Source organism: Pseudonocardia abyssalis (genome assembly GCF_019263705.2).
Classification (GTDB): domain Bacteria; phylum Actinomycetota; class Actinomycetes; order Mycobacteriales; family Pseudonocardiaceae; genus Pseudonocardia; species Pseudonocardia abyssalis.
Window position 1 is genome coordinate 5,583,218 of the sequence record NZ_JADQDK010000001.1, and the last position, 17,028, is coordinate 5,600,245.

The window sequence follows — 17,028 nt, forward strand, 5'->3', positions numbered from 1 at the left end:
CGGGTCGCGCGTGCTGTTCCGTGCCGGGCCGTGCGGATGATCACGGTTTAGGCTCGCGCGGTGACCTCCTCGACGGCGATGGCCCGCGTGCTCGTCGACGAGCTGGTGCGCGGCGGCGTCACCGACGCGGTGTTCTGCCCCGGCTCGCGCAACGCGCCGCTGGCGTTCGCCCTGCACGACGCCGACGCGGCGGGCCTGCTGCGGCTGCACGTCCGGATCGACGAGCGCACGGCGGGCTTCCTCGCGCTCGGCCTGGCGCTGCGGTCGGGGCGCGCGGTCCCGGTCTGCACGACGTCCGGCACCGCCGTCGCGAACCTGCACCCCGCGATGCTGGAGGCGGCCTACTCGGGGGTCCCGGTGATCGCGCTCACCGCCGACCGGCCCCCGCAGCTGATCGGCACCGGGGCCAGCCAGACGATCGAGCAGGACGGCGTGCTGGGCCTGCCGACCGTCACCGCGTCGCTCGCCGGCGGCAACGCGCACTGGCGCTCGGTCGTCTCCCGGGTGCTGGCGGTCGGCGGTCCCGCGCACCTCAACGCGCCGTTCACGGAGCCGCTGGTGCCGTCGGGGCCGGGGTTCCCGGACGGGCGCGCGGGCGGTGCCCCGTGGACGGCGGTCACGCCCCACGCGCGGACCGCCGACCCGCTCCCGCTCGACCCGTCCGCCCCCACCCTGGTGATCGCCGGTCCCGGGGCGCCCGCGCTGAGCGGGGTGGCGGCTCCCGTCGTCGCGGAGCCGTCGTCGGCGGCCTGGCCGGACGCGGTGCGCGCCGGGCCGTGGCTGCTCGACGACCCGGCGTTGCGCCCGGCCCAGGTGGTCGTCGCCGGCCGCCCGACGCTGCACCGCGGAGTCGCCCGGCTGCTCGCCGACCCGGCCGTCGCGGTGTACGCGCTCGCCGGTGACGGGCCGTGGACCGACGTGCCCGGCACGGTCCGGGCCGTCGGGTCACTGCCCGGGCTGACGCCCCCCGCAGGCTGGCTCGACCGGTGGCGCACCGCCGACGCGGCCGCCTCCGCCGCTCTCGACCGCTCGCTGGGGGATGCCCCCGTCGGCCTCCGCCTGGCCCGCGCGGTGGTGGCCGCCCTGCCCGACGGCGCCCAGCTCGTCCTCGGCTCGTCCAACCCCGTCCGGGACGTCGCGCTGGCCGCCGTCCCGCGACCCGGGCTGACGGTGCACTCCAACCGCGGTGTGGCCGGCATCGACGGCACGGTGTCGACGGCGGTCGGCGCGGCGCTCGCGCACGACGGCCCCAGCTACGCGCTGATGGGCGACCTGACGTTCCTGCACGACACCACCGGCCTGCTGATCGGGCCCGGCGAACCCCGCCCGGACCTGACGATCGTGGTCCTCAACGACTCCGGTGGCGGCATCTTCGGCCTGTTGGAGCAGGGCGCGGCCGAGCACTCGGCGGCGTTCGAGCGCATGTTCGGCACGCCGCAGGACGTCGACCTGGCCGCCCTGTGTACGGCGATGGGCGTCGAGCACGCGCTGGGCCTGCGCCTCGATCCGCCGTCCGGGATCCGGGTGGTGGAGGTGCGCGCGGAGCGGGCGACGTTGCGCGGCGGGCACGCGACGCTGCGGGAGGCCGTGGCGCGGCGGTGACCCGACCGGTCACCGGGCGCGGCGGCCCAGCCACCCGATCACGAGCATGTGCGGCACCGTCAGCGCGAGCAGTACCCGCAGCACCTCGGCGGTCGCGGCCTGCGGATCGGGTGCGGTCACGGTGAAGGCGATGAGCGCGCCGAGCGTCGCGACGGCCGCGAGCGAGGGCCGTGCCGCCATCCCGACGAGTCGGCGCGCGGCGGCCCGTCCCGGCCGGCCGCCACCAGTGCGGCGCAGCCGGGCTCGGCGAGCAACAGCCGCCCACCCTGGCGCAGCGCGGGCCAGCCGCCGAACCAGACGGCGAACGCGAACAGCGGCGGGGCGAACGCGCCGAGCGCGCCGAGGAGTGCCCGGCGATCGCCAGTGCCGTCGCCGACGCGGGGACCGGCAGCACCGCGGTGGCGCCCACCCCCATGACCAGCGCCCCGACGACGATCCCGCGCGACCATCGTGCGGCCGTGCGGACGAGGTGTTCCGGCGCGGCGGCCGGGATCGGCCGGGGACCTCGACATCGCCGGGGATCCACACGAGGTGCGGTCCGACACCCTCCCGCCGGGGATCCGGGCGGTGGAGGTGCACGCCTAGCGGGCGACGTCGCGCGACGTGCACGCGGCGCTGCGGGAGGCCGTGGCGCGGCGTCGTGATCAGGCGACGGGCTCGACCGGCGCGGCCTCGGTGGTGACCGCGGGGGAGGCCGTGGGGCTCGGCTCGACCGACGGAGCCTCCTCGACCAGCGGAGCGGGCGCCGGCTCGGCCGACTGCGGCGCGGGCGGCGCGGGCTCGGGAGCCACCGGTGGGGCCGACTCGGGCCGGGGTTCGGGGGCGGCGGGTGCGGGTGCAGCCGGGGCGGGGGGCGCCACGGGTGCCGGAGCGGGCGCAGGGGCCGTGCACGCGACCGTGCTCTCCGTCGGGAGGGCGTCACAGGTCGCGCTGCCGGGTCCGCCGTCGAAGGCGTCGCGGCCGTCGCCGCCGCGGAGATCGTCGCGCCCGGGGCCGCCGAGGAGGATGTCGGCGCCTGCGTTGCCGTGGAGGACGTCGTCGCCGGCCCCACCGATCAGCACGTCGTCACCGTCGCCACCGGTGAGGGAGTCGTCGCCGGCCCCGCCCACGATGCAGTCGTCGACGGCCGAGCCGATGATCGTGTCGTCGCCCGGGGTGCCGAGCACGACGAACGGGCCGGCGCCTCGACCCCGGCTCACCACCGCGTCCCAGACCGGTTTCGCCGGGTCCAGCGCGATGACCTCGACGAAGTCCGCGGCGGTCATCCCGGCGGCGGTGCACTCGGCGGGAAGTGCCACTGCGGCGGCGCCGCCCTCGCCGCGGGCGGATCCGGCCGGGTCGGCCAGGTCGGGGGGCGGGGCCTCTCCGGGAAGGGCCAACGCCACGGAGACCGGCGCGGGAGCGGTGTCCGACGGGAGGTCGGCGGCGGTGGCGACGCGGAGGTGGCCGTCCGCACGGTCGGTGAACCCGCCCTCGGCGTGGATCGTCGCGACGTCGGTGTGGTCGAGACCCGCCGACCCGGGAGCGGCACCCTCGGCGAGGGTCAGCGTGACGGGGATGCGCACGGGCTCCGCGCTCGGCTGTGCGGTGCCGAGGGGCACCACGCGCCCGTCGTAGAGGGAGCAGTAGCTCTCGGCCGGGTTGCTGCCGATCTTCAGGGTCACGGCCGTTCCGGGCTTCGCGACCCACCTGCCGTCGCGCTGCTCGCAGAACGGCGAACCGGCGGCGGGGGTGAGCGACAGCCCGATCTCCGCGGCGACGGTGCCCTCGTAGGCGACCGTCAGCTCCACGGTCTGGGACGCACCCGGCCGGAGGTCGGTGTAGCCGAGCTCCGGACCGGCGTCGTCACCACCGCCGAGGGTGACCCGAGCGGCGCCGATGGTGCTCGGCGAGCTCGTGACGGTGCTGGAGAACGAGGCGAGGGTGCCCCCGGAGAGCGCAGCCGTGACAGCCACGCCCACCACCGCCACGGAACCGACGACGGCGATGGCGACAAGGCGTGAGTTCACGGTTCCCCCGGGATGAGCGGTGATGCTCCCGCGGTCCCGGACCAGCCGGGGTGCAGGACGTGCTGTGTGACGTGGACATCGCGGGGCACCGGGCGGCAGCCCCGCCCTGCGAAGTCGATCTACCTCTGGGTCAGGACGAACGTCGAGGCGATGGTGACGGTGTCGCCCTGGGCGTCGTTGTTGTTCGGCCCGTCCGGGAAGGTGAACCGGAACGTGCAGGTGACGGTCTGGCCCGCATCGAGGTCGGCGTTGAACCCGGTGAGCAGGATGCTGACCGGCTGGTCGGCGAAGTTCGAGGCGGTGCCCGGGCAGTTGCCCGACACACGCAGTTCCCGGTCCAGGTCGCCGCCGGTGTTCTCCTCGACGGTCGCGTCGCCCCGCAGCGTGCCGTCGATCGATCCCGTGTTCGTGAGCGTGAAGACCAGCGGGCCCGAGTCGTACCCGGGTGCGATGTTGGACGCGCTGAACAACTGGGTGGTGGCCGTCGGGGTCGACGCGATGTCCAGGTTCAGGGTGCCGGCCGCGAGAGTCCCGCCGGGACCGGTCTCGGTGTCGGTGAAGGCGGCGTAGGTGCCCGCGCCGAGAGCGACGGCGGCAGCCGCGACCGCGGCGACGCCGATCCCGGCGGCGAGCTTCTTGTTCCTCTGCAGGATCGACACGGTGCTCCTCGTGATGCGGGTGTGCGGACCGGAGGACCGCGTTTGCGTCAAGGGTGGCGCGACGACCAGGTGCCGCGCATACCTCAACGTGGGTATCTCGGGTGCGGCCGATCGGTCGGAGCGGCGGGCTGTACGACGACGGAGCGGCGGGCCGGGAGTTCCGGCCCGCCGCTCGTGTGGAGTCCCGGGATCAGGGCGCCTGCGTCAGGTTCAGGGTCGAGGTGATGACGACCTTGTCGCCCTGCGCCAGGTTGTTGTTCAAGGCGTCCGGGAACGAGAAGACCAGCGAGCAGTTGGCCGACGCGCCGGCGTTGAGCGGCACGTTGGAGAAGGTGGTGGCCAGGGCGGTCACGGGCACGTTGTTGAACGTGGGCGTGCCCGTGCAGCTGCCGCTGACGAACAGCTGGCTGTCGAGATCGCCGCCGGTGTTCTCGGTGACCGTCGAGGAGCCGTTCAGGACGCCGTTGATGGTTCCGGAGTTCTTGATGGTGAAGGTCCGCGCGGGCGAGACGTAGCCGGGCGCGATGTTGTCGGCGCTGAACAGCTCGATGGTCGACGAGCCGTTCGTCGTGACGTCGAGGTTGAGGGTACCGGCGGCGAGGGTCCCGCCGGGGCCGGCCTCGGTGTCGGTGAACGCGGCGTAGGTGCCCGCGCCCAGCGCGATGGCGGCGGCGGCCACGGCGGCGACGCCGATGCCGGCGGCGAGCTTCTTGTTCTTCTGCAGGATCGACACGGGTGCTCCTCGGGATCGCGATGTGCTGGGCGATCCGTCGGACCGCGTTGCCGGGAACGATGACGGCGACGGGCCCTGCCGCGCATACCCCAACCTGGGTATTCGCCCTGCTCAGCACGTACCTCATCTGAGGTACGACAGGCGCTTCCACGCGGCCGCATACTGCGCTCTTCGTGTGTCCGAGGGGGGACGATGGCTGCGGAACCGGTGACCGAGCGCATTCCGATCGTGGGGGAGCGTGAGCCCGAGCCGCACCCGATGCGCCGGGTGCTGGGGTGGGCGGCCGCGACGGCCCTGCTGCTGGTGGTCGGGCTCGCCGTCGCCGTCGCGATCGTCCCGGCGATCGGCGGGGCCACCCCGTTGACGGTCCTGTCCGGGAGCATGGAACCGGCGTTGCCGGTCGGGTCCACCGTGATCGTCCGGCCGCGCCCGGCCGCGGAGATCGTCGTCGGCGACGTCATCACGTTCACCGACCGCGACGAGGGCAGCGTCGAGACGCGGGTCGTCACGCACCGGGTGGTCGGGGTCGAGCCCGGACCGGTGTTCGTGACGCGGGGCGATGCGAACAACGCCGACGACCCGGGTGTCGTCGAGGCCGTCGACGTCCGCGGCGTGCAGTGGTACCACGTGCCCTACGTGGGGTTGCTCAGGGAACGACTTCTCACACCGCCCGGTGTGTACTTCGCCGCCGGTGTGGCGCTGCTGGCCGTGGCGGCGTATCTGCTGGTCCCCCGCTCGCGCACGCCTGTGACCGCCGATCGGCGCAGGCGCCAGGACCGTTGAGCCGTGGTCCACTGAACGAACACGGAGCGTGTACGGCCGTAACGCCCTGGCGGAACACACGAAGGACTGACCGGAGCTCCCCAGCACCCGATCGGTCCGCGTGGCCGATCGCCCCCGTACGTCCGAGGGGTCTGTTCGTGACCAGCACTTCCACCGGGCAGCGAAGTCCGGTCGCACGACGGCGTCACCGATGCACCGCCGCGGTGGAGATCGTCCTCCAGGTGGTCCTCGTCGGTCTCGCGGTGGCCGTCGTGGGCCACCTGCAGGGACGAGAGATGCCGGAGCGGGGCCTCGGCACGCTGACCTTCGCCGCCGGCGTCGCCGCCACGATCCTGATGGGGGTCGCGGCCTGGCTCAGCGCCAGCCGTCGGGCCCGTCGCGTCGCCGCGGCCGTCGGCGTGTACACCGCCGGGGCGTTGTGGCTCCAGGCCGTGCGTGCCGAGGGCGGGGTGTGGGCGATCGTCGGCAGTGTCTCGGTCCTCGCCGTGGCCGGGCTTCTGGTGCTCGCGGCCCGCCCGTCGTGGCGCATGGGCCGCGGTCGCGGCGTTTCGGTCGTCGCCGTGGCCGGGACGGTGCCGATGGCGGTGGTGGCGCTGCTCGCGCCCGCCTACACCCCGTCGCCCGATCTGGTGCGCTGGACCGACCTCGCCGGGTGGGCCGTCGTCGGCGCCGCCGGACTGCTGCTGGTCGGGAGGGGACTGGCGGCCGGTCATCCGCTGCTTCGACGCACCGGTCTGGCGTTCGCCGCGCTCGGGTCCGCGCACGCGCTCGGGACGCTCACCGGACGTCCCCTGCTCGCCGGTGCTCTGGAGCTCGGTGCGGTCGCGATGCTCCTCGTCGCAGCGACGACGCTGATGGTGGCCGCGATCGGGGCGATCGGGCGCCAGCAGGAGCTCTCGCGCAGCCGGCTCGCCGAGGTCGAGGCGGTCATGGCGTCCGTCGCCGAGCGCGACCACGAGCTCCGCAACGTCGTCGCCGGACTGAACGGTGCGGCCAGCGTCCTGCGCGACGACGAGCTGGGCCGGTCCGACGACGGGCGCAAACTGCTGCTGGCCGCGACCGCGGAGCTCGCGCGCCTGCAGCAGATGCTCGACGGCGCCGTCCTCGAGCAGGGCCCGGCGGAGGCACGGGTCACCACGATCCTCGAGGACCTGGCGGTGGTGCACCGCGCGGCGGGGCTGGACGTGGACGTCGACGTCGTCGGCGAGCCCGAGGCCGCGATCAACCCGGCCGTTCTCGCCCAGGTGATCACGAACCTGCTGATCAACTGCCGCCGGCACGCACCGGGTGCATCGGTGACCCTGCGCGCAGGTGTGCAGGCCGGGAAGGTGCGCATCGAGGTGGCCGACGACGGCCCCGGGTTGTGCGCGCCACCCGAGGTCGTACTCCAACGCGGCGTGCGCGGGCCGGCGTCGTCGGGTGGCGGGCTCGGCCTGTCGATCACCGCCGAGCTGGTGGAGCGGCACCGCGGTACCTTCTCCCTGGTCTCCGGCGCCGGGTGCACGGCGGTGCTCGAGCTGCCGGCCGCGGCGTGCCGCACCCCGGTCCTCGCGTGACGGGTGGTCCGGTCGTCATCGTCGACGACCATGCACTCGTCGCCGGCGCGCTCGTGATGGCGCTGCGCTCCGGCGGGATCGAGGCCACGGCGCTGCTGCCCGCCGAGTTCCTGCCCCGCGTCGACGTGCCCGCCGCGCCCGGGGCGCTCGTGCTGCTCGACCTCGACCTCGGTGACGGCCTCGACGGCGTCGACCTCGTCCCGCGGCTGCGTCGCTCGGGATGGCGTGTCGTGCTGGTCACCGGTTCGACCGACGAGGACCGCATCGCCGCGGGCATCGCGGCGGGCGCGCTGGGACGGGTCCGCAAGTCGGCCCCGTTCCCCGAGCTGGTCGCCGCAGCGACCCGAGCTGCGGAGGGCCGCCCCCTGATCGGCGACGACGAGCGCAGGCGGATCGAGGCCACGGCATCGGTGCGGTCGCAGGAGCGGCGCCTGGTCCGGGACCGCTGGGACCGGCTGACACCGCGCGAGCTGCAGATCGTCGACCGCATCGCCGCGGGCCGCCGCCCGGCCGCCATCGCCGAGGAGTTCGTCGTCTCGGTGGCGACGGTCCGGACCCAGATCCGGTCGATCCTCGCGAAGCTGGAGGTCACCTCGCAGCTCGAGGTGTCCGCCCTCGCACAGGCCCGGAAGGGATGAACCGGGCGACCCGCCGCCGTTCCCGCCGTATCCTCGACCCGTGATGCAGCAACTGCTCTTCCACTGAGCGACGACGAGACCCCCACAGGCGCCGCGTGACGCGGCGCCCTTCCGTCGTTCCTGCCATCACCCCGAGGTACCCCCATGTCCCGGCTGTCCCCTGTCCGAACGGCCCACGTGAGCGCCGTCGACGTCCACCTCTCCCGCGGCGGGCGCCCCGTGCTCGCCGGGGTCGACCTCACCGCCTCCGCCGGTGACCGCCTCGCCGTCGTCGGCGAGAACGGCCGCGGCAAGACCACGTTGTTGCAGGTACTGGCCGGGCGGTTGCCCGTCGACCGGGGTGGGGTGCACCGCTCGGGGAGCCTCGGGGTCGCCGACCAGCAGCTCCCCGTCGACGGCACCGTCGGCGACCTGATCGACGTCGAGCTCGCCACGGTCCGCGCCGCGCTGCGCGCTCTCGACGAGGCGGCGGACGCGCTCGCCACCGGCCGGCCGGGGTCGACCGACGCCTACACCGCCGCGCTCGCCACCGTCGACGCCCTCGACGCGTGGGGCGCCGACCGGCGCGTGGAGGTGTCGCTGGCCGCGCTCGGTGCCGTCGACGACCGGTCGCGCGCGCTGGCGACGCTGTCGGTCGGGCAGCGGCACCGCGTCCGGCTCGCCTGCCTGCTCGGTGCGGGGCACGACGTGCTGCTGCTCGACGAACCCACCAACCATCTCGACGCCGCCGGGCTCGACCACCTCACCGACCGGTTGCTGCACCACCCCGGCGCGGTCGTGCTGGTCAGCCACGACCGGGCCCTGCTCGCCGACGTCGCGACGACCGTGCTCGACCTCGACCCCACCTCCGACGGCCGCCCGCGCACCTACGGCGGCGGCTACGCCGGGTACGTCGCGGGGCGGCGGGCGGAGCGGGAGCGCTGGGAGGCGCTGCACCTCGACCAGATCGGGGAGCGCCGCCGCCTGGCCGACGACCTCTCCACCGCGCAGAACCGACTGCGCGACGGGTGGCGCCCGGACAAGGGCACCGGCAAGCACACCCGGGCGACACGGGCTCCCGCGCTGGTCCGGGCCGTGCACCGGCGGCAGGAACAGCTCGCCGCGCACACGGTGTCGGTGCCGCGGCCACCGCTGCGGTTCGCCCCGCCCGAGCTGCCGGTCCGGCCCGGGCTGCTGCTGCGCGCCGACGCGGTGACCGTCGACGGGCGGTTGCCGCGGCCCTGCGATGTCGCGCTGGCGTCGGGGGCGCGGCTCGTGGTGACCGGACCGAACGGGGCCGGGAAGTCGACGCTGCTCGCGGTGCTGGGCGCATCCCTCGAACCGGACACCGGGGCCGTCACCCGCGGCAGTGGTGTCCGGGTCGGCCGGCTGGCCCAGGAGTCGGATGCCTCCGGACGGTCGGCGATCCCGGCGTTCGGCCTGGTGGAGGACGTGAAAGGGCTGTCGGTCGGCACCCGCCGGCGCCTCGACCTGGCCCGCGTCCTCGCCGACCTCCCGCACGTCCTGCTGCTCGACGAGCCGACCAACCACCTCTCGGCCGCACTCGTCGACGAGCTCACCGAGGCCCTGGAGACCACCGCGGCCGCGGTCGTGCTCGCCACCCACGACCGGCGGCTGCTGCGCGACACGGCGCACTGGCCGCGTCTGGAGCTCGGCTAGCCCTCGAGCGCGTCGCGGACGGCCACCAGCTTGGCCGCCGCCTCGCGCACCTCGGTGTCGGGATCGGAGTCGGCGACGATCCCGCACCCGGCGAACAGGCGGGCGGTGGGGCCGTCGAGCTGGGCGCAGCGCAGGGCGATGCCGAGCTCACCGTCGCCGCGGGAGTCGATCCAGCCGACGGGCCCGGCGTAGCGGCCGCGGTCCATCTCCTCCAGCTCGGTGATCAGCTCGACGGCGATCTTGCGCGGGGTGCCGCCGACGGCCGCCGTGGGGTGCACGGCCCCGGCGAGGCGCAGCAGCGAGGCGGGGCCGAGGGGGTCGAGCCGGCCGCGGACGTCGCTGGCGAGGTGGGAGACGTTGTGCAGCGTCAGCACGTCGGGAACGGCGGGGGCGTCGAGGGAGGCGCACAGCGGCGCGAGCGCGGAGGTGAGCGAGTCGACGGCCAGCGCGTGCTCGTGGCGGTCCTTGGCCGAGCTCATCAACCGGTCGCCCAGCGTGCCGGTGCCGGGGGAGGCGGCCCACATCGTGCCCGCGAGCACGCGGGACTCGACGACGTCTCCGGTGCGCCGGACCAGCAGCTCCGGGGTGGCCCCGACGAGCCCCTCCACCGCGAACGACCAGCACGTCGGGTAGCGGCGCGCGAGCCCGCCCAGCAGATGCCGCGGGTCGAGCGGGGCCTCGGCGACGGCGAGCAGGTCGTGGGCCAGCGCGGCCTTGTCCAGCTCGCCCTCCCGCATCCGGCGCACGGCCTCGGCGACGGCGGCGCGGTAGCGGTCGACGGGCAGCCGGCCGTCGGAGTAGCGCAGGGTGCCCGCCGGCCGCACCGGGTCGATCGCGTGGACGCCGGAGGGGCCGTCGCCGTGGGAGAACTCGGTGATCCAGGCACGGCCGCCGCGGCGCCCCACGACCACCCGCGGGACGACGACGACCGACCCGGCGGAGTCGTCGCTGAAGGTGAAGCTGGTGAACGCTACGGGCCCCGTTCCGGGCTCGCCGACCTCGTCGCGGACCTGCACGCCGTCGACGAACGCCTGCCACCACTCGTCGGCGTCGGCGAAGCGGTCGGGCCCGGACCCGGTCCATCGGGCGACCTCGCCCCAGCCGACCAGACCGTCGTCGCCGCGCACCCAGGACTTCGGGGTACGGGCGTCGGGGAGCAGCTCGAGCAGGCCGCCGAGGTCGTCGACAGGCCTGGTTCGGACGCGCACACCGGCCGGTAGCGGAGCGATCGTCACGTTTCCGAGCGTAGGAGGCGCGGGGGCCGAACGCTCGTCCGCCCCGGGGAGTCGCTGGCCACAGTGGCCTCGGCGACGGCGTCTAGACTCCGTCGCCGTGGCGGAACCGCGGGCACTCGACGAGATGGCGGCGACCGTCGCGCCCACCGCGCGGTTCGTCCGCAGGCGCCTCCCCGAGCTGGTTCTGGGACTCGCGGTGCTGGTCACGGTGCTGGCCGGGCTCGCCCTGATCGGCTCCGCCGTCGACGACGCCGCCATCGACCGCAACCGCGCCACCGCCCAGGCCGACGTGCTGGAGGGCTCGACGTTCTTCCGCACGCTCGTGCGGTTCACCGTCGCGAACGGGCAGTCGGTCGTCCCCGAGAACGGGGTCTTCCACCCCCGCGGGCTCTCTGCGGGCGAGCGGGTGGCCGTGGAGTACGACGTCACCGAGCCCGAACTGGTCCGCGTGGCCGGTCGCAGCACCGTCGACGGGATCGTCCCGACGGTGCTGGGCGTCGTCGGGACGTGGGTGGTGCTCGGCCCGCTCGCGTTCTGGCTGCGTCGCCGCCGCAGCCGCGCCTGACTACTGCGGGGGCTGCGGCGTCGGCGGTGCCGCGCGCGTCGCCAGCGCCACCCCGAGCACCGCGACGACCATCCCGACGACCGCGAACCACCCCAGCGTCTCGCCGAACATGACCAACGCGAGCAACGCCGTGATGCCGGGTACGAGGTAGAAGTAGCTGGTCACCTGCGCCGCCGCCCCACGCCGCAGCATGAGGAACAGCAGTGAGATCCCGCCGCCGGTGAGTACGAGCACCGACCACGACAGCGCGCCGATCAGCTGCGGCGTCCAGTCGAGGCGGAACGACTCGAACGCGAACGCGAACGGCAGCGTCACCAGGATCGACGCGGTGAACTGCACGACCTGGCCGGTGCGCAGGTCGAACTCGGGACAGAACCGCTTCTGGTAGAGCGTGCCGATCGTGATCGTCAGCAGGGCCATCGTGGTGAGCCCGAGCGTCGTCGCGGTGATCCCGACCGTCGTGAGCTTGCTCGACACCACCAGCACGACCCCGAGGAACCCCAGCGCCAGGCCGGCCACCTGCACGCGCCCCAGTCGTGCCCCGGTGAGCCCGGCGACGACCGCGGTGAGCACCGGCTGCAGGTTGACGACGAGCGCGGCGACCCCGGCCGGCATACCCGCGGCGACGGCGCCCCAGACCCCGCCGAGGTAACCGGCCTGGATCCCGATCCCCGCGACGGCGAGGTGCCCGATCGCCCTCCCGCGCGGCCAGCGCGCCCTCGCGACGAGGGCGAGCACGAGCATCAGCACGACGACGCCCGCGTAGCGGACCAGCAGGAAGCTCAGGGGCTCGGCGTAGGGCGCCGCGTACTTGGCGACGACGAACCCGGTGGCCCAGATGAGGACGAACAGCACAGGCGTGGCGCGGACGAGGAGGGCCGCGGCGTCGCGGGTCCCGGAGGTGGTGGCGATGGTCCGACCCTAACCCCAAAGCCGTTCAGTTAGTCCGGTGGCTGGGCTGTCAAGATCGGTTCTATCTCGATGGTGATCAGCGCGGGGCGGCTGGGGCCGCGGTGGCGGCCTTTGGCGGTGCTGGCGACGTACTTGGAGATCGCGCGTTTGACCACGCGCGGGTTGGTTCGGACTCGGCGGGCGGGCAGGAGCTGGTCCAGGACGTGGCGGCCGATCGTGCCGACGAGGTCGAGCACGGTGTCGGCGATGATGCCGGCGGCGGCGATGAGCTGGTCACGGGCGGCGTGGCGGGCGACGGTGAAGCTACCGCGGTCGGGATCGACGTCGGCTCGGTGCAGAGTGGTGTCGCTGATCGCGATCCGCAGCACCTGGTAGGTGATCAGCAGGGCGTAGATCTCCTGGGCGACCCCGGTCGGGGTGCGTGAGCGCAGGACCCGCCCGCCCAGGCTGGTGGACTTGAGCTCGGCGAAGCAGGTCTCGATCTCCCAGCGTTCGTGGTAGAGCCCGACGATCTCGACCGCGGGCACGTCGGGGTCGAGCACGGTGGTGACCAGCCGGTAGGTCTCGGTCCGGGCGCTGTCGCTGGTGGTGATCGTGACCTTGGCGGTGACCACTCGGACCTCGACCCGGCCGATCCGGGACACCGACGACCCGTCGGCCAGCGTGCGGCAGATCGGGAGTCGGCGGTGGTTCTTGACCCGGACCAGCACGTCCGCGCCGGTCGCGGCCAGTGCGGTGATCCAGTCGGCGGCGGCGAAGTTGCGGTCGGCGAGCACGATCATCCCGGCCCGGGTCGATGCGAGCAGCTGTGGGGCGTAGCCGAGTTCACCGACCCGGTCGGTGCCGAACACCGCGTCGATGATCGTGCGGGTGCCGCACGCCACCAGCGCCAGAACCCGCACCATCGGATAGCCGGTGGTGGTGCCGTGCGAGCTGCCGCCCTTGCTGAACTCGGTCAGGTTCGCCGGGGTGTCCGGGCAGCACAGGATGGTGCCGTCCACCGCGGTGACCAACCGGCCCCGCCAGAACACTCCCGGGCGGGCGGCGCGGGCGGCGCCGATCTGCACACAGCCGGTCTCGGCGCCGCGCAGCAGGTCGAACAGCACCCGCAACGGCGCCACCCCCACCCGGGCTCGGGCGGCGGCCAACGCGCTCGCGCTCGGGGTGGCCACCCCCAGCCCGTCCAGGCCCGTGCACAGCCGCGCCCAGACCTGTGACCAGCCGATCTCGGTGAACAACCCGGCCGCGAGCAGGAGGTAGACCACCACCCGCGAGGGCAACAACCGCAGCCGCCGCTGCACGCTGTGGGTCTCGACCAACGCGGCATCGACCATCTCGAAGGGCACAATCCGGGTCAACTCGCCCAGATGACCAGGAGCGAAACACCCACCGGCCACGGTGACGACCCGGGTGATGACAGAATTCGCGCTCAGCGGAGCTCCCGGTGGTGTCGAGGCTGTCTTGGAGGACGCCCTCTCCTACCGGAGCTCCGCTCCCATCTCCGGCAACGACACGCCGCAACAAGATCCTTGACCAGCAGCCGCGACCGCTAACTGAACGGCTTTGACCCTAACCCGGGTCAGGGGTGGTGCCACCAGTCCAGGACCGTGTCCAGGGCCCCGGGGACGGCGACGATCAGGTCGTCGGTGGGGAGGGGGTCGGGGTTGCCCTGCGCGTCCACGACGACGGCCCCCGCCTCCGAGGCCAGGCACAGTGCCCCTGCGACGTCCCACTCCTCGTACCGGTCCAGCACGGCGGCGACGGCGTGCCCGAGCGCCACCTGCGTGATCGCCAGCGCGGCCGACCCGAGCACGCGGACGCCGGTGTGCGCGGCGGCAGCCCGCGCCGTGAACCCGGGTGCGCGCTCCAGCGACAGCTCCGCGCACACCAGGCCCCCGACGACCGGGCGCGGCGCGATCCGCACCGGCACCCCGTTCGCGCGCACCCCCCGACCGCGGGCGGCGGCGTAGATCTGGGCGCGGCTGGGGTCGGCGATCACCCCGACGACCGGCCCGTACGCGTCGACCAGGGCCAGGCTGTAGGCGCACCACGGGAACCCGGCCACGTAGTTGGCGGTGCCGTCCACCGGGTCGACGACCCAGCGCAGCGGCGCCGAGTGGACGCCGGGGTCGGCGCCGTACTCCTCGCCGAGCACCGGCACGTCCGGGAACTCCGCGGCGAGCACGCGGCGGGTGTGCCGCTCCAGCGTGCGGTCGGTGTCGGTGACCCAGTCGAAGGGGTGCGCCTTGACGGTGTCGGTGAGCCGGTCCCGCCCCGCCGTCGCGGTGATCACCTCGGCCGCGTCGTTCGCGAGGCGCCCCGCCACCTCCAGCGCGCGCGAGAGCAGCCCCGGGTCCGCGGGCGGGATGCGGCGCGTCTCGTGCTGGAGGCTCATGTGTCCCGAGGGTCACCGGACCCGGTGTCGGGGGTGGAACGGCCGGGTGACGTGTCGCCCATCACCGGGCCAACTGTGCGACCGCCATGCGGAGTTGTCCGTGAGTTGGGTGTGTGGTCATGGGCGTGCGGGACGTTCACCCCGTGCGAGTCGCGATCGTGTCCGAGTGCTTCCTGCCCGTCGTCAACGGCGTCACCAACTCCGTGCTGCGGGTGGTGGAGCACCTCACCGCGGCCGGGCACGACGTCCTCGTGATCGCCCCCGGGACCGGCGGACCCACCGACTACCTGGGCGCACCGATCGTCCGCGTGCCCTCGCTGGACCTGCCCGTCGTCACCTCGATGCCGGTGGGGGTCCCGAGCCGTCGGATCCTGACGGCGCTGCGCGGGTTCCGCCCGGACGTCGTGCACCTCGCGGCCCCGTTCGTCGTCGGGTACCGGGGGCTCCACGCCGCGCGGCGCCTCGGGATCCCGACCGTCGCGGTCTACCAGACCGACGTCGCCGGCTTCGCCTCCTCCTACGGCCTCGGGCTGACGGCGCGCGCCGCGTGGCGCTGGACGTGCCGGCTGCACGGCCAGGCCGACCGCACCCTGGCGCCGTCCAGCTGGGCGACCGAGGCCCTGCGGGCGCGTGGGGTGCCGCGGGTGCACCAGTGGGCGCGCGGCGTCGACACCTGCCGGTTCACCCCGTCCAAGCGCGACGCCGGGATCCGCGCGGACCTCGCCCCGAACGGCGAACTGCTGATCGGCTACGTCGGGCGCCTCGCCCCGGAGAAGCAGGTCGAGCGGCTCGTCGCGCTGGACGGGCTGCCCGGCACGCGGCTCGTCGTCGTCGGTGCGGGGCCGAGCGAGGAGCGGTTGCGCACGGCGCTGCCGGACGCGGCGTTCCTCGGCTTCCGCGGCGGCGACGACCTGGCCCGGATCTACGCCTCGCTCGACGTGTTCGTGCACACCGGCCCCTCGGAGACGTTCTGCCAGGCCGCGCAGGAGGCGCTCGCGTCGGGACTGCCGGTGGTCGCGCCGGACGCGGGCGGGCCGCGCGACCTCGTCCTGCCGGGGCGCACCGGCTACCTCGTGCCGCCCCGCCCCGATCACGCCGACGTCGACGACCCGGCGTCCGTCGCCGCCGACGCCCGGCTGCGCGCCGCCGTGCTCGCCCTCACCGAGGACGACGCCCTGCGCCGCCGCTTCGGCGCGTCCGCCCGCAAGTCGGTGCTGCGCCGCACCTGGTCGACGGTGTGCGACGAGCTGCTGGCCCACTACTCCGACGTCATCGGCCTGTCGACGACCGCCCGCGCCGCCGCGTAGCGCCCGACCGGCGCGCGCCTCATCTGATGATCGCCGTCCACCGCACGCCGTCGCGTGGGACCGCGCCACCCCGCACGACTACGACCACCGCTGGATCAGCCTGCACGGCATGGGCGCGTCCCTCGCCGACGGCACCGCGCTCGGCCGCCCCGAGCCGGAGTGGGACGAGCTCGCCGAGCGCGCCCGCGTCGGGTACCTGAACGAGCTGGAGCGGGTACCCGGCGGGTAGCGTCGACACCGTGAGCCGCGCCGACCTGGACAAGAAGCCCCGCGACGTCGCCGCCATGTTCGACGGTGTCGCCCGGCGCTATGACGTGACGAACACCGTCCTGTCCGGCGGCCAGGACCGGCGCTGGCGCCGGCTCACCCGACAGGCGCTGGACCTGCGCCCGGGGGAGAAGGTGCTCGACCTCGCCGCGGGCACCGCGGTCTCCACCGTCGAGCTGGAGCGCTCCGGCGCATGGTGCGTCGCCGCCGACTTCTCGCTCGGCATGCTCCGCGCCGGGTCCGACCGCGCCGTGCCGAAGGTCGCCGCCGACGCGCTGCACCTCCCGTTCGCCGACGCGTCCTTCGACGCCGTGACGATCTCCTTCGGCCTGCGCAACGTCGCCGACACCGACCTGGCCCTGCGCGAGCTCGCCCGGGTCACCCGCCCCGGGGGCCGGCTCGTGGTCTGCGAGTTCAGCACCCCGACCTGGGCACCGTTCCGCGCCGCCTACTATCTCGGCCTGGAGACGGTGCTCCCCGCGATCGCCTCGCGGGTCTCGAGCAACGCCGAGGCCTACCGCTACCTCGGCGAGTCGATCCGCGACTGGTCGCCCCAGCCCGAGCTGGCCGACCGCATCGCCGGCGCCGGCTGGGGTGAGGTCGCCTGGCGCGACCTCACCCTCGGCGCCGTGGCCCTGCACCGGGCCCGCCGCAGCTACGGCTGAGCGAACCGGACGAGCGCGTCCGCACCCGGGTGTCTAGACTCAC

General features: G+C 74.6%; 16 protein-coding genes. 8 read left to right on the forward strand and 8 right to left on the reverse strand.

What is annotated here, in order from left to right; all coding sequences use genetic code 11:
- Window positions 1-60: 60 nt before the first annotated feature.
- Window positions 61-1,602, forward strand: coding sequence for a 2-succinyl-5-enolpyruvyl-6-hydroxy-3-cyclohexene-1-carboxylic-acid synthase (gene menD, locus I4I81_RS27430; RefSeq protein ID WP_218605621.1), 1,542 nt, complete (start codon window positions 61-63; stop codon window positions 1,600-1,602).
- 9 nt (window positions 1,603-1,611) lie between these two features.
- On the opposite strand, the gene I4I81_RS27435 is transcribed toward menD, so the two are convergent.
- The 4 genes from I4I81_RS27435 to I4I81_RS27450 all read right to left on the reverse strand — a co-directional run bounded on the left by I4I81_RS27435 (window position 1,612) and on the right by I4I81_RS27450 (window position 5,003).
- On the reverse strand, window positions 1,612-1,782 hold the full coding sequence (locus tag I4I81_RS27435; RefSeq protein WP_218605622.1) for a hypothetical protein: 171 nt from the start codon (window positions 1,780-1,782) through the stop codon (window positions 1,612-1,614).
- Between the two features lie 464 nt (window positions 1,783-2,246).
- Window positions 2,247-3,557 carry a calcium-binding protein gene (locus I4I81_RS27440; RefSeq protein ID WP_218616434.1) on the reverse strand — a complete coding sequence of 437 codons (1,311 nt, stop codon included), beginning with the start codon at window positions 3,555-3,557 and terminating at the stop codon, window positions 2,247-2,249.
- 173 nt (window positions 3,558-3,730) lie between these two features.
- On the reverse strand, window positions 3,731-4,270 hold the full coding sequence (locus I4I81_RS27445) for a TasA family protein (RefSeq protein WP_218604300.1): 540 nt from the start codon (window positions 4,268-4,270) through the stop codon (window positions 3,731-3,733).
- A gap of 190 nt (window positions 4,271-4,460) precedes the next feature.
- The gene (locus I4I81_RS27450) at window positions 4,461-5,003 is read right to left on the reverse strand and encodes a TasA family protein (protein WP_218604299.1); all 543 of its coding nucleotides are present in this window, start codon (window positions 5,001-5,003) and stop codon (window positions 4,461-4,463) included.
- 207 nt (window positions 5,004-5,210) lie between these two features.
- On the opposite strand from I4I81_RS27450, the gene I4I81_RS27455 reads away from it, so the two are divergent.
- From I4I81_RS27455 to I4I81_RS27470, 4 genes are all read left to right on the forward strand, one after another.
- Window positions 5,211-5,786, forward strand: coding sequence for a signal peptidase I (locus I4I81_RS27455; RefSeq protein WP_218604298.1), 576 nt, complete (start codon window positions 5,211-5,213; stop codon window positions 5,784-5,786).
- 203 nt (window positions 5,787-5,989) lie between these two features.
- Window positions 5,990-7,342: a sensor histidine kinase gene (locus tag I4I81_RS27460; RefSeq protein WP_218604297.1), complete on the forward strand. Its 1,353-nt coding sequence runs from the start codon at window positions 5,990-5,992 to the stop codon at window positions 7,340-7,342.
- Window positions 7,339-7,980 (forward strand): response regulator transcription factor, encoded by a 642-nt coding sequence (locus tag I4I81_RS27465; RefSeq protein WP_218604296.1) that lies wholly within the window; start codon window positions 7,339-7,341, stop codon window positions 7,978-7,980. Before I4I81_RS27460 ends, I4I81_RS27465 begins: the two co-directional genes overlap by 4 nt.
- A 144-nt stretch (window positions 7,981-8,124) precedes the next feature.
- Window positions 8,125-9,639, forward strand: coding sequence for an ATP-binding cassette domain-containing protein (locus I4I81_RS27470; protein ID WP_218604295.1), 1,515 nt, complete (start codon window positions 8,125-8,127; stop codon window positions 9,637-9,639).
- On the opposite strand, the gene I4I81_RS27475 is transcribed toward I4I81_RS27470, so the two are convergent.
- The gene (locus tag I4I81_RS27475; RefSeq protein WP_226363602.1) at window positions 9,636-10,874 is read right to left on the reverse strand and encodes an isochorismate synthase; all 1,239 of its coding nucleotides are present in this window, start codon (window positions 10,872-10,874) and stop codon (window positions 9,636-9,638) included. The genes I4I81_RS27470 and I4I81_RS27475 overlap by 4 nt on opposite strands.
- 97 nt (window positions 10,875-10,971) lie before the next feature.
- Here I4I81_RS27475 and I4I81_RS27480 point away from each other — a divergent pair, with 97 nt between their 5' ends.
- Window positions 10,972-11,439 carry a DUF3592 domain-containing protein gene (locus tag I4I81_RS27480; protein ID WP_225924715.1) on the forward strand — a complete coding sequence of 156 codons (468 nt, stop codon included), beginning with the start codon at window positions 10,972-10,974 and terminating at the stop codon, window positions 11,437-11,439.
- On the opposite strand, the gene I4I81_RS27485 is transcribed toward I4I81_RS27480, so the two are convergent.
- From I4I81_RS27485 to I4I81_RS27495, 3 genes are all read right to left on the reverse strand, one after another.
- Complete coding sequence (locus I4I81_RS27485; RefSeq protein ID WP_218604292.1) at window positions 11,440-12,294, reverse strand: DMT family transporter; 855 nt, start codon at window positions 12,292-12,294, stop codon at window positions 11,440-11,442. It abuts the gene before it with no gap.
- Between the two features lie 86 nt (window positions 12,295-12,380).
- A complete protein-coding gene (locus I4I81_RS27490) occupies window positions 12,381-13,748 on the reverse strand; it encodes an IS4 family transposase (RefSeq protein ID WP_226363566.1) in 1,368 nt (455 codons plus the stop codon).
- Window positions 13,749-13,930: 182 nt separating this feature from the next.
- Window positions 13,931-14,746 carry an inositol monophosphatase family protein gene (locus I4I81_RS27495; protein WP_218603642.1) on the reverse strand — a complete coding sequence of 272 codons (816 nt, stop codon included), beginning with the start codon at window positions 14,744-14,746 and terminating at the stop codon, window positions 13,931-13,933.
- 143 nt (window positions 14,747-14,889) lie between these two features.
- Here I4I81_RS27495 and I4I81_RS27500 point away from each other — a divergent pair, with 143 nt between their 5' ends.
- Window positions 14,890-16,053 (forward strand): glycosyltransferase family 4 protein, encoded by a 1,164-nt coding sequence (locus I4I81_RS27500; protein WP_218603643.1) that lies wholly within the window; start codon window positions 14,890-14,892, stop codon window positions 16,051-16,053.
- Between the two features lie 239 nt (window positions 16,054-16,292).
- Window positions 16,293-16,985, forward strand: a complete 693-nt coding sequence (locus I4I81_RS27505; RefSeq protein ID WP_218603644.1) for a demethylmenaquinone methyltransferase — start codon at window positions 16,293-16,295, stop codon at window positions 16,983-16,985.
- Window positions 16,986-17,028: the final 43 nt, after the last annotated feature.

Excerpts from the sequence above, each read along its gene's own strand:
- I4I81_RS27435 (WP_218605622.1), bottom strand. The coding sequence starts at position 1,782 with ATGGCGGCACGGCCCTCGCTCGCGGCCGTCGCGACGCTCGGCGCGCTC.
- I4I81_RS27470 (WP_218604295.1), top strand. The coding sequence starts at position 8,125 with ATGTCCCGGCTGTCCCCTGTCCGAACGGCCCACGTGAGCGCCGTCGAC.
- I4I81_RS27495 (WP_218603642.1), bottom strand. The coding sequence starts at position 14,746 with ATGAGCCTCCAGCACGAGACGCGCCGCATCCCGCCCGCGGACCCGGGG.